The organism is Streptomyces sp. NPDC001351, assembly GCF_042896045.1.
In the GTDB taxonomy this organism is placed as follows: domain Bacteria; phylum Actinomycetota; class Actinomycetes; order Streptomycetales; family Streptomycetaceae; genus Streptomyces.
On the sequence record NZ_JBIAWS010000023.1, the window covers coordinates 79216 to 96177 of the forward strand.

Annotated in this window: 20 protein-coding genes; 8 read left to right on the forward strand and 12 right to left on the reverse strand. The window is 71.9% G+C overall.

The genetic code is table 11. The features are described from left to right. Positions 1-17: 17 nt before the first annotated feature. Positions 18-842 carry a helix-turn-helix domain-containing protein gene (locus ACFY1U_RS47755; protein ID WP_390700418.1) on the reverse strand — a complete coding sequence of 275 codons (825 nt, stop codon included), beginning with the start codon at positions 840-842 and terminating at the stop codon, positions 18-20. A gap of 360 nt (positions 843-1202) precedes the next feature. Between ACFY1U_RS47755 and ACFY1U_RS47760 the strand changes: the two genes are divergently transcribed. Next, positions 1203-1697, forward strand: a complete 495-nt coding sequence (locus ACFY1U_RS47760; protein ID WP_390700369.1) for an ATP-binding protein — start codon at positions 1203-1205, stop codon at positions 1695-1697. Positions 1698-1791: 94 nt separating this feature from the next. Here the strand turns inward: ACFY1U_RS47760 and ACFY1U_RS47765 are convergent, their stop codons facing one another. From ACFY1U_RS47765 to rpmG, 5 genes are all read right to left on the reverse strand, one after another. Beyond that, positions 1792-2010 (reverse strand): DUF397 domain-containing protein, encoded by a 219-nt coding sequence (locus tag ACFY1U_RS47765; RefSeq protein ID WP_115913352.1) that lies wholly within the window; start codon positions 2008-2010, stop codon positions 1792-1794. A gap of 305 nt (positions 2011-2315) precedes the next feature. Next, positions 2316-2549, reverse strand: a complete 234-nt coding sequence (gene rpsR, locus ACFY1U_RS47770; protein WP_390700370.1) for a 30S ribosomal protein S18 — start codon at positions 2547-2549, stop codon at positions 2316-2318. A 5-nt stretch (positions 2550-2554) separates the two neighbouring features. Continuing rightward, positions 2555-3682: a CobW family GTP-binding protein gene (locus ACFY1U_RS47775; RefSeq protein ID WP_390700371.1), complete on the reverse strand. Its 1128-nt coding sequence runs from the start codon at positions 3680-3682 to the stop codon at positions 2555-2557. Continuing rightward, the gene (locus ACFY1U_RS47780; protein WP_390700372.1) at positions 3679-3933 is read right to left on the reverse strand and encodes a type B 50S ribosomal protein L31; all 255 of its coding nucleotides are present in this window, start codon (positions 3931-3933) and stop codon (positions 3679-3681) included. The genes ACFY1U_RS47775 and ACFY1U_RS47780 overlap by 4 nt, the downstream gene beginning before the upstream one ends. Before the next feature lie 9 nt (positions 3934-3942). Continuing rightward, positions 3943-4107 carry a 50S ribosomal protein L33 gene (gene rpmG, locus ACFY1U_RS47785; protein ID WP_030361075.1) on the reverse strand — a complete coding sequence of 55 codons (165 nt, stop codon included), beginning with the start codon at positions 4105-4107 and terminating at the stop codon, positions 3943-3945. Positions 4108-4181: 74 nt separating this feature from the next. On the opposite strand from rpmG, the gene rpmB reads away from it, so the two are divergent. The 4 genes from rpmB (at position 4182) to ACFY1U_RS47805 (ending at position 6023) form a co-directional block, all read left to right on the forward strand. Then, the gene (gene rpmB / locus ACFY1U_RS47790; protein WP_390700373.1) at positions 4182-4418 is read left to right on the forward strand and encodes a 50S ribosomal protein L28; all 237 of its coding nucleotides are present in this window, start codon (positions 4182-4184) and stop codon (positions 4416-4418) included. Beyond that, the gene (gene rpsN / locus ACFY1U_RS47795; RefSeq protein ID WP_390700374.1) at positions 4418-4723 is read left to right on the forward strand and encodes a 30S ribosomal protein S14; all 306 of its coding nucleotides are present in this window, start codon (positions 4418-4420) and stop codon (positions 4721-4723) included. The genes rpmB and rpsN overlap by 1 nt, the downstream gene beginning before the upstream one ends. A 146-nt stretch (positions 4724-4869) precedes the next feature. Continuing rightward, on the forward strand, positions 4870-5394 hold the full coding sequence (locus ACFY1U_RS47800) for a hypothetical protein (RefSeq protein ID WP_390700375.1): 525 nt from the start codon (positions 4870-4872) through the stop codon (positions 5392-5394). 104 nt (positions 5395-5498) lie between these two features. Beyond that, on the forward strand, positions 5499-6023 hold the full coding sequence (locus ACFY1U_RS47805; RefSeq protein ID WP_390700376.1) for a DUF4232 domain-containing protein: 525 nt from the start codon (positions 5499-5501) through the stop codon (positions 6021-6023). A 77-nt stretch (positions 6024-6100) separates the two neighbouring features. Here the strand turns inward: ACFY1U_RS47805 and ACFY1U_RS47810 are convergent, their stop codons facing one another. After that, positions 6101-7246 carry a DUF2786 domain-containing protein gene (locus tag ACFY1U_RS47810; RefSeq protein ID WP_390700377.1) on the reverse strand — a complete coding sequence of 382 codons (1146 nt, stop codon included), beginning with the start codon at positions 7244-7246 and terminating at the stop codon, positions 6101-6103. Positions 7247-7280: 34 nt separating this feature from the next. Then, positions 7281-8225: a S41 family peptidase gene (locus tag ACFY1U_RS47815; protein ID WP_390700378.1), complete on the reverse strand. Its 945-nt coding sequence runs from the start codon at positions 8223-8225 to the stop codon at positions 7281-7283. Positions 8226-8336: 111 nt separating this feature from the next. Here ACFY1U_RS47815 and ACFY1U_RS47820 point away from each other — a divergent pair, with 111 nt between their 5' ends. The 3 genes from ACFY1U_RS47820 (at position 8337) to ACFY1U_RS47830 (ending at position 11518) form a co-directional block, all read left to right on the forward strand. Next, on the forward strand, positions 8337-8963 hold the full coding sequence (locus ACFY1U_RS47820; RefSeq protein WP_390700379.1) for a LysE family translocator: 627 nt from the start codon (positions 8337-8339) through the stop codon (positions 8961-8963). Between the two features lie 73 nt (positions 8964-9036). After that, complete coding sequence (locus tag ACFY1U_RS47825; protein ID WP_390700380.1) at positions 9037-9771, forward strand: Clp protease N-terminal domain-containing protein; 735 nt, start codon at positions 9037-9039, stop codon at positions 9769-9771. 55 nt (positions 9772-9826) lie between these two features. After that, positions 9827-11518, forward strand: a complete 1692-nt coding sequence (locus ACFY1U_RS47830) for a bifunctional 3'-5' exonuclease/DNA polymerase (RefSeq protein ID WP_390700381.1) — start codon at positions 9827-9829, stop codon at positions 11516-11518. A gap of 110 nt (positions 11519-11628) precedes the next feature. On the opposite strand, the gene ACFY1U_RS47835 is transcribed toward ACFY1U_RS47830, so the two are convergent. From ACFY1U_RS47835 to ACFY1U_RS47850, 4 genes are all read right to left on the reverse strand, one after another. Then, a complete protein-coding gene (locus tag ACFY1U_RS47835) occupies positions 11629-14655 on the reverse strand; it encodes a BTAD domain-containing putative transcriptional regulator (protein WP_390700382.1) in 3027 nt (1008 codons plus the stop codon). A 355-nt stretch (positions 14656-15010) separates the two neighbouring features. Further along, positions 15011-15913 carry a glycosyltransferase family 2 protein gene (locus ACFY1U_RS47840; protein WP_390700383.1) on the reverse strand — a complete coding sequence of 301 codons (903 nt, stop codon included), beginning with the start codon at positions 15911-15913 and terminating at the stop codon, positions 15011-15013. An 88-nt stretch (positions 15914-16001) separates the two neighbouring features. After that, positions 16002-16439 (reverse strand): DUF3052 domain-containing protein, encoded by a 438-nt coding sequence (locus ACFY1U_RS47845; protein ID WP_390700384.1) that lies wholly within the window; start codon positions 16437-16439, stop codon positions 16002-16004. Positions 16440-16547: 108 nt separating this feature from the next. Then, complete coding sequence (locus ACFY1U_RS47850; protein WP_390700385.1) at positions 16548-16952, reverse strand: nuclear transport factor 2 family protein; 405 nt, start codon at positions 16950-16952, stop codon at positions 16548-16550. Between the last annotated feature and the right edge of the window lie 10 nt (positions 16953-16962).

Consider the following 16962-nt stretch of genomic DNA (forward strand, 5'->3'; position numbering starts at 1 on the left):
AACCCATAGGGAGAACCCTATGAGAGCTGGAGAAGACCCCGCAGAAGATCGCGACTTTCGTCCGGCCCGGGGCTGTCCTGCTGGAGTTCCTTGAGCGCCCTCTCGTACTGGACGACGTCCTCGTGCTTGTCCAGGTAGAGCGCGCTGGTGAGCTGCTCCAGATAGACGACGTCCGACAGGTCGGACTCGGAGAAGCTGAGGATGGTGAACGCGCCGCTCTCGCCCGAGTGGCCGCCGAAGCTGAACGGCATGATCTGCAGCCGTACGTTGGGCCGTTCGGAGATCTCGATCAGATGCTGGAGCTGGCCCCGCATCACCTCGCGGTCGCCGTACGGGCGGCGCAGCGCGGCCTCGTCCAGGACGATGTGGAAGTCGGGGCCGCCCGTGGAGACGAGGTGCTTCTGCCGTTCCATGCGCAGCGCCACGCGCTTGTCGATGTCGGCCTTGCTCGCGCCCTTCATGCCGCGCCGTACGACTGCACGTGCATACGCCTCGGTCTGCAGCAGGCCGTGCACGAACTGCACCTCGTAGGCCCGGATCAGGTGCGCCGCGCCCTCCAGACCCACATAGGTGGGGAACCAGCTCGGCAGGACGTCCGAGTAACTGTGCCACCAGCCCGCGACGTTGGCCTCCCGGGCGAGGGAGAGCAGCGAGGTGCGCTCCTGCTCGTCCGTGATGCCGTACAGCGTCAACAGGTCTTCCACATCACGTGTCTTGAAGCTCACCCGGCCCAACTCCATCCGGCTGATCTTCGACTCGGAGGCGCGGATCGAGTAGCCCGCCGCCTCGCGCGTGATGCCGCGTGCCTCACGCAGTCGCCTGAGTTGCGAGCCGAGCAGCATGCGCCGCACCACCGATCCGGGCTCTCCCACGCTCACGTTCGCCAGCCTCCCCAACGCCTTCAGGGGCCGAAGTCTGCCACTAAATCACTCCGAGCAGTACTCGTCCGATTACAGAGAAGCAAAGAACCCAAAGATTCTGCACAGGTAGAGGGAAGGAGTTGGCAAGCAGTGGGAGAGAAGATGGCGGAAAAAATGGCCAACAAGCGGTACGGGAGGGTCCAATTCGGTCGCGTGCACGTGCATCTGCACCTTGCATCTGCACCGCGCATCCAAGACCATGGTCTCGCGCAACCGCTGCATCGCAACGCAACGACCGCGAATTCCTCGGGAGTGCCTCGCATGGGGACGAATGGATCGACCATGCTCGAGCCGTTACGGCAGGGCCTTCCGCCGCTGGATCCCGCGGCCGTGTCCAACGCCGCCTCCTGCGCTCTGCCCGCCCGCTACGAAGCGGTGCGCGAGGCAAGGCTGTTCACCCGCAGAACGCTCGACCAGTGGGACATAGGCGACCGCTTCGACGACGTCTGTCTGGTGGTTTCCGAGCTGGTCACCAACTCGCTGCGGCACGGCCTGCCGGCCGGGAGCCTGTGCACCGCCGACCAGAGCCCGCCCGTGCGGCTGCACCTGATGCGCTGGACGGAGCGGCTGGTGTGCGCGGTGCGCGACCCGAGCCACGCCACCCCGGCGCCGCGCGAGGCGGACGACTTCTCGGCGGAGTCGGGCCGCGGACTGTTCCTGGTCGACTCCTTCGCCGACAGCTGGGGCTGGCACCCGATGGCGGGCGCGCTCGGCGGCAAGGTCGTCTGGGCGCTGTTCCAGCTGCCGCACCCGCCCCGGCCGCTGCCCGCCGAATAGCGCACCCCGGCGCCGTCCGACGCCGGGGTTCTACGCGCGTTACTGCACGTAAGGTGCCGATTGCCCCGAGTTGCACCCGGGGTGGGGGCGGGTGTCAGCCCGCTATCAGGTGGTCGAACTCGCCGTCCTTGATGCCCAGGAGCATCGCCTCGATCTCCGCGCGCGTGTAGACGAGCGCCGGACCGTCGGGGAAGCGCGAGTTGCGCACGGCCACGTCCCCGCCGGGCAGCCGGGCGAACTCGACGCAGGAGCCCTGGGAGTTGCTGTGCCGGCTCTTCTGCCAGGCCACACCGTTCAGCTCCGTGGCTGCCATGCCGTTGTACACGTCGTGGTCCACAGATAGCTCCCGGTGGTGCGGTGGCCCAGGGGCCAGTGATGCAGCGGTCAACTGGTCCGGATCATAGCCGTGTTCACGTGCGGATGCATGAGCAGATGCACGTGCACGCGGGGTGGTTCTGTGGTTACAGCTGTGACGTACGGGGTGCATCATCCGTTCCAGCGCATGCCCCGAACTCCGAACGGCATGCGAAGTGCCGAACCTCGTGCACTGGGAGAGACGCATACGGCGGCCTTGTTGTTCCAACCTCCAACCAATCAGCCGACCTATGGCCAAAAGCCTCAGCGGCCCGCGTACGGCAGGAGTGCCATCTCGCGGGCGTTCTTGATCGCGCGGGCGAGCAGACGCTGCTGCTGGGCCGTGACGCGGGTGACGCGGCTGCTGCGGATCTTGCCGCGGTCCGAGATGAACTTCCGCAGCATGTCGGTGTCCTTGTAGTCGATGTACGTGATCCCGGCCTGGTCCAGCGGGTTGGGGCGGGACTTGGCGGGGGTGCGGTCGGGCTTGCGGGGCATGCGGGTCAGACCTCCAGGAGGGTGTCGAAGGCGGGCGGCAGCCGCTTCCAGGCGGCGCGCCCGGCGGCGTACTCGGCATCGGTCAGCAGACAGGACTCCAGCAGGTGTTCGAGTCCGTCGCGGTCGAGGCCGGGCGAGGTGAAGACGAGGTGCTGGCAGCAGTCGCCGTGCTCGGGATGCCAGTCGAGCGCGGCGGCGGCGCGGCGCACGGGCGGGACCATGTCCCAGGCGGCGTCGGGGAGCGAGGCCAGCCACGGCCCCGCGCTCTCCACGCACAGGGCGCCGCCCGCCGCGTCCCAGTGCAGCAGGGTGTCCGGCTTGTCGGCGAGCCAGAACCGGCCCCGGCTGCGGGCGGCGGCGCAGGTCAGGTCCTCCAGGGCCGCGTACAGCCGCTCCGGGTGGAAGGGGCGGCTGCGGTGCCAGACGAGGGTGGAGACGCCGTGCGCGTCGGCCTCGGCGGGCAGGAGCGCGCAGGCCGGGTGCTGGGCGGCGGCCGCCGCCTCGACGTCGAAGCCCGCGAGGGCGGCCACCGCCAGGTCGCCGTGGTCGATGACGACCTGGCGGGCCGTCGGGTGGAGCTGGGCGAGCAGCTCACGGTCCTCCTCGTCGGCCTCCTCGGAGTCGGTGACGGCGAGGACGGGGGCGTACTCCAGCTGGCGCGCGAACGTGTCCGCGACCGTCCGCTGGTCCGTGGCCGCCGCGGCGAGGCCGCCGTCGGCGAGGTCGTCGCCGTTGCCGAGGTAGGGCAGGACGAGGGCCGGGTCCACGGCGGTGATCACGCCCGTGACGGTCAGGCCTCCGGCCACGACCACCTCGGCCATGGCCTTGGGCTCCACGGAGTCCCACAGCTCGACCACGGCGAGAGGGGTGTCCCCCGCATCCGCGAGCCGGCGCAGCTCGGGGACGAGGTCCTCCCTCAGTGCACAGCACGCGCAGTCGTTGACCAGGGGCGCCTCACCGGCCGACACGAGGCCGTTCGCGTCGCGGATCGTCCGTACGACCGTGCCCGCCGCGGCCGTGGCGAGGTCGTGGTGGAGTACGACGCTGCCGGCGACGTCGGCCAGCAGCCGGGCCACGGCCGCCTTGCGGGCGTCGGCGTGCAGACCGCCGACGATCACCACCGACAGGCTCACGCTCCGCCCCGCTTCCCGAACCGGCGCTCGAAGCGCTCCACACGGCCGGCGGTGTCCAGGACTCGGGCGGTGCCGGTGTAGAAGGGGTGGCTGACGTTCGAGATCTCGACGTCGACGACGGGGTACGTGTGGCCGTCCTCCCACTCGATCGTCTTGTCGCTGCTCATCGTGGAGCGGGTGAGGAAGGCGTGGTTCGCGGCGCGGTCGCGGAAGACGACAGGGCCGTAGGCCGGGTGGATTCCCTTGCGCATGGCGGTTGTTCAGCGCTCCTCTCGGAAGTCGACGTGGCGGCCGGCGACCGGGTCGTACTTGCGCAGGGTCAGGCGGTCGGGGTCGTTGCGGCGGTTCTTGCGGGTCACGTAGGTGTAGCCGGTCCCTGCCGTGGACCGGAGCTTGATGACCGGTCGGAGTTCGTTGCGAGCCATGGTGATACCTTACTGAAAATGAATTCCATTAGCGACATCGCTTCGGGGATCACTTCAGGAGAGGTACGTCACCCATGTCCGCGCACTGCATGCTGACCGGCGCCCGGCCGGGCTTCGGCAACCGCATCTCCCACTCCCATCGGCGGACCTCCCGCCGTTTCGACCCCAACATCCAGAGCAAGCGGTACTGGCTGCCGAGCGAGGGCCGGCACGTACGGCTGAGGCTGAGCGCCAAGGGGATCAAGACCGTCGACGCGATCGGCGTCGAGGCGGCCGTGGCCCGGATCCGGGCGCGGGGGGTACGGGTCTGATGGCGAAGAAGAGCAAGATCGCGAAGAACGAGCAACGGCAGGCGATCGTCGCCCGGTACGCCGAGCGGCGCGCCGAGCTGAAGGAGATCATCCGGCGGCCGTCGTCCACGGAAGCGGAACGGCTCGCCGCCCAGCGGGAGTTGCGGCGCCAGCCGCGCGACGCCAGCGCGACCCGCGTACGCAACCGGGACCAGGTGGACGGGCGGCCGCGGGGGTACTTCCGGGCGTTCGGGCTGTCCCGGGTCTCGCTGCGGGGGCAGGCGCATGCCGGGTATCTGCCGGGGGTGCGCAAGTCGTCCTGGTGAGCACTCGGGTGGGTCCGGTGAATCTCACAGTGCTCCTCATGGGCCGGACGGCCGTCCCTGGTAGCTTGCTGCGGGCGCTCGGGCCCGCGGCCCGGCCCACCGGCTACGGCTTGCCCCTGCTCGTTGCTACTGCTTGGGAGCTACCAGTGACTTCGGCGACCTTCACGCGTCCGGCCCGCACGGTGTCGCGCCGGCGGCTGCGGATCGCGGCCGCCGCCGCGGGGCTGGCGGGTGCGCTCCTGCTCACCGCGTGCAGCAGCGGCGGCTCCAAGGACGACTCCTCGTCCAGCCCGTCCCCCTCCGCCTCCTCCACCGCGGACACGGGCGGCGGCACCGGCGGGACGACAAGCGCGTCCGACAGCCTGCAGGGCAGCTGGCTCGCCACGACCGGCGGCAAGGCCGTCGCCCTGGTGATCAACGGCAAGCAGGCCGGGCTCTTCTCGACCGGCGGATCCGTGTGCACCGGGACCGCGGGCAAGGAGGCCGGTATGCAGATGATCCACCTCACCTGCACGAAGGGCGGCAAGGAGCGGGCGACGGGGATGGTGGACTCCGTGTCCAAGAGCACACTGAAGATCACCTGGTCGGGGACCGTCGGCAAGGAGACGTACACCAAGGCGGAGGGCGGGGCCCTGCCGTCGGGGCTGCCGACGGCGAACCTCGGCCAGTAGTCCGGCAGGGCGGGCAACCGCCGCAGGGGATCGTGCGTGATGATCCATGCACGCGATCAACGGCATCGCGCCGCCGAGCACCAGCAGAGCACCAGAGGATCCACATGCGCGCCACCCCGATCACCGTCGCCGCCCTCGCCGCGGCACTCCTTCTGACCGCCTGTGACAGCAGCGGCGGTGACAGCGGCCCCAGCAACAAGAACAAGGCCGGCGGCGCCTGCACACTCGACGCCGTCGGCGTGCAGGTGGCGGCGAGCGCCGCACCGTCCGCCGGGGACTCCGGCAATGTCACCGTCACGCTCACCAACCGTGGCTCCAAGTGCACCCTGAACGGCTTTCCGGCCGTCGATCTGCAAGGGGGCAAGGCGTCGGGCGCCGTCCCCGCCGACAAGGCCGCGAAGGCGCAGCGGCTGACGCTCGCCAAGGGCGCGACCGCCTCCTTCACGATCACGTACGTGCGGGGTGCGGCGGGCGGAGCCAAGAGCCTCCCGGTGAGGACGGCGAAGTTCACGCTGCCCGGTTCCAGTGCCGGCCACAGCTTCAAGTGGACGTACGGCGAGGTCGCGGTCAAGGGGAGCGCGGGTGCGGCGAACGCTTCGGTGAGTCCTTTCCAGCAGGCTGGGGACTGATCCTCCGGGGTTGTTCCGGGACGGGTATTCGTTCGCCTGCTGCGCCGTCGTGGCTTGTCGCGCCGTTCCCCGCGCCCCTATCGGGGCGCCACCTGGGCCCGGTCGGCAGCTTGCGCTCCCTCCGTCCAGCCCGCCTCGTCGCTCACCCCGCGCAGGCGGGTCGTGGTCGTCTCGGGGAACATGCGGTCCGTGTGGGTCGTGACCGCGACCTCGCGGGAGGCCAGGACCGGGAGCAGGTCGTCGGTCACCTGCGTCTCGGCGGCCGCCGCGAGGCGGGTGCCTATGCGGTGGGCGTAGGCCGCGAGGAAGGACTGCCGGAAGGTCTTGGTGCGTTTGCGGCCGCCTGCCCGCTGAGCGGTCTCCGCCCTCGTCATCGCCGACGTGGCCTGGACGAGGAGCGAGGTGTAGAGGAGCTCGACGGCTTCCAGGTCGGCTTCGAAGCCGACGACGGTGGAGAACCCCAGCGGCTCGTTCCACACGGCCCGGCAGTGGTTCGCGGTGGCGACCGCGTCCAGCAGCACCGCCTTGGCCTGCTCATACGGTGCCTCGACGCCGATACGGCAGGCGCCGGGGGCGTCCGGGGACGGCGCCCGGGCCGCGAGCAGCGCCTCGTCGATGCTGTGCCGGGCCATCAGCTCCTGCGCCTTGGCGGACAGCGCCTCCGCCTCCTCCGGGAACCCGGTGGCCTCCGCCTTGGCGAGCAGCGCGCGGATGCGGGTGAGCATGCGGGACTCGGCTGCCGGGCCGGTTCCGGGAGCGGAATCGGGCCGCCGCGTGGGCTCGCCGAGGGGTTCGAGAGCAGGCAGGCGCAGCAGCAGGCGGTACAGCTCCAGGACGGTGGTCGCGTGCGAGAAGCGGTCGGTGCGGGGTGCGGTGCCGGTCGCCTCGGCGGTTTCGGCCGCTTCGGCCGTGAGCTGGTCCAGCTGCGCGGCCCAGCGGGGGCCGCGCGGCCCGTCGTACGGCGTCTGCGCCCGGATCAGCGCCGATGCCAGGCGTACGTGTGCGTCGTCCAGCTCGCGTCGTACGAACCGGACGACGTCGGCGGGCTGCCAGCCGCGCCGCCAGGCCGTCGCCACGAACTCCCGGCCGCGGCGGGCGAGTTCGTCGTCCGCCGCCGGGTCTGCGGCCAGCAGGGAGGCGCCCGTGTCGAGGGCGGTGTCGGTCTCGGCGTACAGAGCGGCCTCGAAGGCGCGTTCGACGGTGCTGGACGGAGTGCTGGTCACTCGTCGATCGTGCCACGCGGCACTGACAGTCGGGTCAGCCGTCGATCAGGGCCAGGGCGCGGTCGAGGGCGTCCGGGGCCGGGCACGGGATGTCGGGGAGGACGCCGGTGCCCTCCCAGTTGGTGCCGGAGACCGGGTTGACGGCACGGGCGACGGGGATGGTGGCCTCCAGGTTCGGATGGACCGTCCAGCCCTCCCGCGGGTGGGCGCCGCCGCGGGTGCTCTCCCCCACGACGGTCGCGCGGCCCAGCTGCTGGAGGTCGTAGGCCAGTTCCTCGGCAGCCGAGAAGGTGTGAGGACCGGTGAGGACATGGACCGGCTTGGTGCCGCCGAAGCGGGCGCCGGGGACGTGCGGCAGGGTCCAGGACTGGTCGTACCGGTCGCCCACGCGCGCGTACAGGGTGTTGAGGTGGGTGCGCTCGTCCAGGAGATAGCTGCAGACGAAGGCGACGGTGTCCGGGTCGCCGCCGCCGTTGCCCCGCAGGTCCAGGATGAGCGCTTCGGCGCGGGCGACCAGGGTGAGCGCGGCGGCGAGCGGCTCGGCCGACCAGGACAGCGGGAAGAGGAAGGGGGCCAGTTCGAGCAGGGCGGTGCCGCCCGTCAGCAGCTCGACCCGGGGCACCCCGCCCAGGGAGGTGTCGAACCTGCGGCGCATCGCGGCTTCCGCGGCCTCGCCCTGGCCCTGCGGCACCTGCTCGGGGTGGTACACGAGGCGCAGGTGCGGATCGCCGTTGACGGACTGCAGATCCGCCGTGACCAGTCCGCTCAGCTCCTCGGCGCTCTCCACGTCGTACGCCCCCTCCGCCAGGCGCCGGCGCAGCAGCACGGCCAGTTGCTCGGCGGCCTCCGGGAAGACGTAGTGCTCGGTGAGGAGCCGGGCCGTCTCGTCGACGACCGCGGGAACGTCGGTGACGGGGACCGGAGTCGGGGCAGCGGCAGGGGCAGTCGAGGAGTCCGTTGTCAGCGTGGTCGTGGTCATGGCAGATGAGTCAATCACCGTCCCCATGCGCCCCACATGGCGTTTTCCCGGACTCGTCTCACCCACCGAAATTCGCTCGCACGCGTCCTCCGCAGGTTCAAGCATGGCCGGATGGTGGACATGTCTTCGTATGCGGCATTCCTCGCCGCCGCCTTCGCGCTCTGCATCACCCCCGGCCCCGACATGATGTTCATCGTGGCGATGGGCGGACGGGGCGGGCCCAGGACCGGAGTGCTGGCCGCGTTCGGCGTGGCCTGCGCGATGTTCGTGCACACGGTCGCCGCGGCGCTCGGTCTGTCGGCGCTCTTCCTGACCCTGCCGACGCTCTATCACGTGCTGCGCTGGGCTGGTGCGGCCTATCTGCTCTACCTGGCGGTCAAGGCCTTCCGGGACCGTGCGGTGCCGGCCGAGGAGGGTGCTGCGGCGGGGCCCGGGCGGCGGCGGGCCTTCTGGCAGGGGGCGGTCACAAATCTGCTCAACCCCAAGGTGATCCTCTTCAACGTCGCCTTCCTGCCGCAGTTCGTGGACCCCGGGCTCGGGCATGTGCGCGAGCAGTTCCTGGTCTTCGGGCTGACGATCACGGTCATGGGGTTCGGCGTGGACGGCTCGATCGGCCTGCTCTCCGGGAGGCTCTCCGCGCTCCTGCGCCGCAGCCGGCGGGTGGCGCGCGGGCTGAACATCTTCAGCGGGACGGTGTTCACGGGGCTGGCCCTGCGGCTGGCGGCGACGCCGAAGTAGGCACGCACGCGTGGCGGCACTCAAGTGTCAACCCAGGGTTGACGCCCTCCTCATGTCAACCTACGGTTGACACATGTCGACGAATCCAAGCTTCACGCCATCCGTGCGTCTCGACGAACTCATCGCGGCCATCAAGAAGGTGCACGCGGAACCCCTCGAGCAGCTCCAGGACGCGGTGATCGCGGCCGACCACCTCGGCGAGGTGGCGGACCATCTGATCGGTCACTTCGTGGACCAGGCGCGCCGCTCGGGCGCCTCCTGGACGGACATCGGCAAGAGCATGGGGGTCACCCGCCAGGCGGCGCAGAAGCGCTTCGTGCCCAAGGAGTCCACCGACCTGGACCCGAACCAGGGCTTCGGCCGCTACACCCCGCGCGCCCGCAACGTGGTGATGGCCGCCCACAACGAGGCGATCGCGGCCCACAACGCCGAGGGCCGCCCCGAGCACCTGATCCTCGGTCTGCTGGCCGAGCCGGACGGCCTCGCGGCCAAGGCCATCACCGCTCAGGGCGTCCTCCTCGACACCGTGCGCCAGGCGGCGACCGCCGCCCTCCCGCCCGCCGCCGAGGAGGTCCCGGAACTCGTCCCCTACGGCTCCGACGCCAAGAAGGTCCTGGAACTCACCTTCCGCGAGGCTCTTCGCCTCGGCCACAACTACATCGGCACCGAGCACATCCTGCTGGCGCTGCTGGAGTTCGAGAACGGCGAGGGGGTGCTGGCCGGCCTCGGCCTCGACAAGGCGAGGGTGGAGGCCGAGCTCGCCAAGGCGCTCGCGCAGTACCTGCAGGTCCCCGGCGAGGAGAGCTGAGAGCCGACGGCCTGCCGGGGGGCCACTGTCAGACCCCCCTGCCACACTCGCAACCATGACCGACCGCTGGGCGCTCGCTCCGGCCGAGGACGGTGGCGTGGAGCTCGCCGCCCTCGGTCCGGACGGGCTGCTCGCCGGGCCGGTCCTGTGGGAGCCCGACCTCGCGACGGCCGTGCGGGGGCGGCCGGAGGTCGTGCGGTGGGTGTGGCGTTCCACGGCCGAGGTGTATCCGCGTCTGCTCGCCACGGGGGTGCGAGTGGAGCGGTGCTACGACATCGAGGACGCCGAGACCCTCCTGCTGGGCCACGAGGGGCGGTACGGCGAGCCACGCTCGGCGGCCGCCGCTCTGGCCCGGCTCCGCGGCGGCCCCGTGCCGCCCGACCCGCCCCTGCGCTCCGCCGAACCGGGCGCGCAGTCCCCGCTCTTCGAACCGCGGACCGCCCATGTGCCGCTGCCCGATCTCGTCGAGGTGTACGCCGAGCAGCAGCGCCGGCACGACGCCACCGCGCACCCCGACCGGATGCGGCTGCTGACCGCGGCCGAGTCGGCGGGGATGCTGGTGGCCGCAGAGATGAACCGCGCCGGGCTGCCCTGGAGCGCCGAGGTGCACCGCCGGGTGCTGCACGAACTGCTCGGCGAGCGGTACGCGGGCGGTGGCGAGCCCCGCCGCCTCGCCGAGCTCGCGGACGAGGTGTCCGCCGCCTTCGGGCGCCGCGTCCGGCCCGACCTGCCCGCGGACGTCATCAAGGCGTTCGCGCAGGCCGGGATCAAGGTGAGGTCGACCCGGCGCTGGGAGATCGAGTCCGTCGACCACCCGGCGGTGAAGCCGCTGGTCGAGTACAAGAAGCTGTACCGCATCTGGGTCGCCCACGGCTGGTCCTGGCTGCAGGACTGGGTGCGTGAGGGGCGGTTCAGGCCCGAGTTCCTCGCGGGCGGGACCGTCACCGGCAGATGGGTCACCAACGGCGGCGGCGCCCTCCAGATCCCGAAGGTCATCCGGCGCGCGGTGGTCGCCGACCCCGGCTGGCGGCTGGTCGTCGCGGACGCCGACCAGATGGAGCCGCGTGTACTGGCCGCCATCTCCCGCGACCCGGGGCTGATGGAGGTGGCCGGGCGGGAGGGCGACCTCTACCAGTCGGTCTCCGACCGGGCCTTCTCCGGCGACCGCGCCCAGGCCAAGCTCGCCGTCCTCGGCGCGGTCTACGGCCAGACCTCCGGAGACGGCCTGAAGAACCTCGCCGCGCTCAGACGCCGCTTCCCCAAGGCGGTCGCCTACGTCGACGACGCGGCGCGCGCCGGCGAGGAGGGGCGGCTCGTGCGGACCTGGCTGGGGCGGACCTGCCCGCCGGCGGCCGGGGCGGGCGAGGACGCGGCGGAGGAGGCGGGCATCCCGCAGGACGAGCCGGCCGAGGCCCCCGCCGGGACCGAGTGGGTGCCGGGGTACGCCTCCACCAACACCCGCGCCCGCGGCCGCTTCGCCCGCAACTTCGTCGTCCAGGGGAGCGCCGCCGACTGGGCGCTGCTGGTGCTCGCCGCGCTGCGGCAGGCCTGTGCGGGCATGGCTGCCGAGCTGGTTTTCTTCCAGCACGACGAGGTGATCGTGCACTGTCCCGAGCGGGAGGCGGAAGCGGTGGCGGCGGCGATTCGGGAGGCGGCGGAGCTGGCGGGGCGGCTGACGTTCGGGGAGACGCCGGTGCGGTTTCCGTTCACCACGGCGGTGGTGGAGTGTTATGCGGATGCTAAGTGAGTGGTGACCGGTGCTGGTGCTGAGGGAGGGGGGGGTTCGCTTGCCCGCGCTTGCGGGGTGCCGCTCTCTTTGGGTCGGGCGCCGCCCAGGGCGGCACGATTGCCCGCAGGCTACGGAGCCTCGCCGAGTAGCCCCCTCAGTTCCGCCAACACCGCCTTCTCGTCGGTGCCGTCCAGGGCGTCCAGTGCCGCGCGCCACTGTTCGTACGCCTGCTCGGCGCTCCCCCGCTCCCGCAGCAGAAGCCCGTGCTGGTGGCGGGCGAGGCCACCCATGTAGCGGTCGGCGCGGGTGTCCGCGCGGTGGAGCAGTTCGGCGCACTCGGCGGCGGCCCGTTCCGTGCGGCCGAGCAGCCGCAGGGCTCGCACCAGCCCGAGCCGGGTCTGGGACTCGCCGTGCCAGTCGCCGTGGCCGCCGAGGATGCGCAGGCTCTCCTCGAAGTGGGGTACGGCGGCGGCCGGTTCGCCGAGGGTGAGGTGCGCGTAGCCGATGTTGCAATGCGCGGAGTGCTGCACGATCACGGCGCCGATCTCGTTCCCGATGGCGAGCGAGAGCCGGTGCTGCTCGATCGCGGCCCGCGGGTCGGTGTGCTCGTACAGGTTGCCGAGGTGGCTGTGGGTCACGGCCTCGCCGTGCGGGTCGTTCAACTGCCGTGAGTACTCCAGGCTCTGGCGCAGGGCCCGGCCCGACTCCTCGTAGCGGCCGAGCCCTTCGAGCAGCAGGCCGCGGTTGTTGAGGCAGCGGCGCATCCAGGAGACGTGGTCCAGCCGCCGCCAGATCGTCAGCGCCCGGTCGTTGAGGTCGAGGGCCTCGCCCTGCCGCCCGGTCAGGAAGTGCAGCCCGGCGAGGTCGCCCAGCGCGTACGCCTCGGCGGCCGCGTCACCGAGCCGCCGGGCCACCCGCAGTGCGGCCCGGCCGAGCACCTCCATCTCGGCGACCCGGCCACTGCGCAGCACGTACGGGAAGAAGAGGCGGATCAGCGTCGAGATACGGGCGGCCCTCAGGGCCTGTAGGTCGCAGTCGGCACCGGCGTCCTCGGCGTACCGCTCGACCAGCGTGACGATGTTCGCCAGCTCCGTGTCGCCCCAGGCGAAGGCCTGTCCGGCGGATTCGAAGGCGGGGAGGGCGGCGACGTGTGCCGCGTGGTCGGGCGGCTGGGCCGCGGTCGGGCGGCGGCGGTCGTCCTGGTCGAGGCCCGGTTCGACGATCGCCATGAGGGCGCGCTCGGCGACGGCGGCGTACCAGGGCAGGGCGGTATCCACGTCACTGGCGCCCGCGGCCAGTTCGCGGGCGAAGTCGCGGACCAGGTCGTGCGGGGCGTAGCGGCCGTACGCCGTCTCCTCCAGGAGGGCCACGTCGACGAGCCGGTCCAGCGCGGCCTCGGTGCGACGCTCGTCGGTGCCGACCAGGTGGGCGAGGAGAGGGGCGCCGTACGCGGGCAGGTCGAGCGCGCCGATCCCGCGCAGCACGAGGGCGGCGTCCCGGTCGGCCCCGCGCTCCGAGGCGGCGAGCGCGTCGTGGGCGACGGCCAGGGACCGGCGGACGCTCAGGTCGTCGTACTCCAGGTGGTGCAAACGTCCTTCGGTGGCGGCGAGTTGACCGGCCAGCACCTCGGGGGTGAGCGCTCCGCGCGCGGCGAGGCGGGCGGCGACGATGCGCAGCGCGAGCGGCAGGCGGCCGGTGAGTTCGACGAGGGGATGGGCCGCGTCCAGGGCGTCGCGGCCGGAGACCGCTCGCAGCAGCTCGGCGCTCTCCTCGCCGCTCAGCGGGGCGAGCGGGAAGCGGCGGGCGCCGTCGAGGGCGGTCAGCGGCGAACGGCTGGTGACGATCACGGCGCAGCCCGCGCCGGCCGGCAGCAGCGGCCGTACCTGAGCGGCGTGCGCGGCGTCGTCCAGGAGCAGGAGGGTGCGGGTCGGAGCGAGCAGGGAGCGCAGCAACGCGGCAGCCGCATCCGGGTGTTCGGGGATGCGGCGGGGCTCGGTGCCCAGGTCACGCAGCAGGGCGGCGAGGGCCTGGCTGGGTGTGAGGGGGGTCATGCCGGGGGTCGCGCCGTGCAGGTTGATGTACAGCTGACCGTCGGGGAAACGTTCCCTCATGGTGTGGGCGACCTGCAGGGCGAGGGCGCTCTTGCCCACGCCCGCCATGCCGCTGATGACCGCCACCGCAGGGGTTCGACCGGGCTCCAGGGTGGTGCGGAGGTCGCCGAGAGTGGGGGTGCGGCCGGTGAAGTGGGCGGGCGGAGGGGGCAGTTGGGCGGGCCGGGGCGGCTGCGGGAGGGCCGGCGCGGGGTCGTCCGTGCTGCCGGACGCGGTGTCGTCCTCGCGCGGGGCACCGGGGAGCCCGGTGGTGGCGAGCACTTCGACGTGCGCCTCCTGTATCGCCGGGCCCGGTTCCACGCCCAGTTCCTCCACCAGGCGGGCGCGCAGATCCCGGTGCACGGCCAGGGCCTCGGCCTGGCGGCCGGTGCGGTGCAGGGCGAGCATCAGCTGGCGGTGGTACGCCTCCCGGAGCGGATACTCGGCGGCCAGTGCGGCCAGCTCCGGTACGAGACCGTCCAGTCGGGCACCGTCGACGGCGAGCTCGGCGTCGTAGCGCCACTCCAGAAGCAGCAGCCGCGCCTCCTTCAGGCGCTGGACGAAGGCGTATCCGCCCAGCTCGGCGGGGAGGCCGTTCAGCGGGGTGCCGCGCCACAGGGCGAGCGCGGACGTGCACTCGCGCACCGCCCGCTCCCAGTTGCGGGCGGCGAACGCGCCGCGGGCCGTGGCGAGATGACGCTCGAAGACATGCACGTCCAGTTCGCCCTGCTCGACGCGCAGCACATAACCGGGCGGCACCGCCCGCAGCCGCTCGGGGTCGTCGAGCAGCCTGCGCAGCCGGGCCACATGGTTGTGCAGCGAGGCCTGCGCGGACGCGGGTGGCGCCCCGCCCCACAGCGCGTCCTTCAGCGACTCGACGGAGACGACACGGCCGGCTTCGAGGAGCAGGGCGGCGAGCAGGGTGCGGACCTTGGGGCTGCCGATGGCCTTGACCTCGGCCTCGCCGGAGGCATCCGCGGCGTCGCCCGAGTCGCCGGCCTCGCCGTGGACGTCGTAGAGAACGGGCGGCCCCAGCAGTCCGAACCGCAGCTGGCCCCGCCTCACGCCGCCCACTGCCTTCCCGCGTCCTTGGCGGATTTCCGCCCTCGTCACGGCGGTATCCCGCCACCTGTGTCACGGCGGTCGCCGCTGGAATCCGTACGGCTGCGGCCGTCCGGCGGTGCCGGCCGACGGCTTCGCGCCAATCGGCCGAGGCCGAAACGGAGAACCGTTGGCCACATGTTAGCGATCTGTTGGTGCCACCTGATGTGATCACTTCATCGGATCTGGCCCGGGGGTGCGCGCGTAGAACGCGCAACTCGGGGGAGTGACGCCGCCGTGGCCGGATCCGTGGGACGTCAGAGGGTCCCGGTCGGCGGAGGTGAACGCCCGGGACCCTCGTCCCCTCCGCCGTTTCCCGTCAGATGACGGGCGGCCGTCCCAGCCGCGCCAGCCGCCACACGGTCCGCCACCGCATGGGCCGCCGCTCGCCGGCCGGTTCCCTGAGACCCTCCACGAACCCGCCGAACCAGGCGCGCAGCCCCGCCCCCGACCGGGTCCGTACAAGGGTGAGCAGCACCCAGATCGCCAGGTGCACGGGGATGAGCGGCAACGGCAGCCGGCGGCGGACGAGCCAGACCCGGTTCCGTGCGTTCACCCGGTAGTAGATGGCGTGCCGGGCCGGCGAGGTCTTCGGGTGCTGGAGCAGCAGTTCGGGTGCGTACAGGATCCGCCAGCCGGCGTCGGCGGCCCGCCAGGCCAGGTCGGTCTCCTCGTGGGCGAAGAAGAACTCGGCGGGCCAGTCGCCGATCTCGTCGAGCATGGCGGTCCGCAAGGCGTGGCCGCCGCCGAGGAACCCGGTGACGTAACCGCCCCGCATCGGGTCGGAGGCGCCGACCCGGGGCACGTGCCGCTGCTGGGTCTCGCCGTGCTCGTCCGCGATGCGGAAGCCGACGATGCCGAGCTCCGGGTCGGCCGCGAACAGGTCCCGTACCCGCCGCAGCACATCGGCGTCGACGAGCAGTCCGTCGTCGTCCAGTTCGACCACGACGTCGACGTCCCCGAACTCCCGCAGCCGGGCCAGCGCCTGGTTCCGGCCACCGGGGCAGCCGAGGTTCTCGTCGAGTTCCAGGAGGGTGACCTCACCGGGCAGCGCCAGCCGCTCCGCGAAGTCCGGCAGCGGGCAGCCGTTGCCGACGATCACGATCCGCGCGGGCGCCAGGTCCTGCTTGGCCACGGACTCAAGGAGGGCGTCGACCTCGGCGGGCCTGTTTCCCATGGTCACCACGGCGACAGCGATCCGCAGTGCTCCCAGGTCCTGCATGCCCTTCACCCCATCACGGCCGCCGGCAATCCCGGCCGCGATGCTAGCCGTTCACGGTGAGGACTTTCTGAGTACGCCGATTCTTGGGTCAGGCGTGGCGGGTCCCCTGACGGTTCTCCCTGCGCCGTACGAACTTCAGCCCCGACCAGTCCTCCCCCAGCGCGGCGACCTTCACGTCGACCAGGCCGAGCGGGAGGAAGAGGTCCCGCAGATCGTTCTCGGCGATGTCGCTGACGTGCCCGGCGGCCTTGCGGGGCCAGGCGATCCACAGCATGGCGTGGTCGGCCAGAGCAGCGGCCAGTGCGGCGGCCTCGGCGGCGAGGGCGGCGTGGGTCCGGTAGAAGGCGAGGGTGATGTCGGCGTCGCGGGGGCCGTCCGCCGTGAGCTCCGCCCCGTCGGGCAGGCCGGGGATGTCGAACGGATCCGGAGCGTGCAGAAGCGCCACCCGGTGCCGCGTCCTGATGCCGATCTTCCTGGCGAGCGGGGTACCGGAGTACCCACCGCCCGCAGCACCCGATCCACCCATCGCCCGCCTCCACGGTTGCCTGTCGCCCTGGCCGGTTTCCATCGTGGCGGAAGGCGCCGGGTCAGCGGGTGATCCCGCCAGTCGCTGACGGCTTTGAGTTCGAGTTGTTCAGTCCGCACCGGGGAACAGGACAGCTGCCACGTGCTGGGTGTCCGCGTACTCGATCACTGAGGTGATCCGGCCGTCGCGGACGGTGTAGATGCCTATGCAGCGGTTGTCGTAGGTGGTGCCGTGGACGGTCTCGGCCTTGGAGGTCCACTCCGCGACGACGCGGTCGCCTTCGGCGGTCGTGCTGATGAGTTCGATCTCCAGCGTGCCGGGGACGAGGAGGGGGCCCATACCGCCGAGGAACTCGTTGACGATGGCGTCGCGGCCGTTCCAGATCTTGGAGATGGGCAGGCTGCCCGGGTAGTGCCAGCTGGCGTCTTCGGCGAAGCTGGCGATGACGGTGTCGGCGTCGCCGTCACGTACGGCCTCGATGTAGCGGACGACGACGGTCCTGGGGTCGGTCATGGCGTGCTCC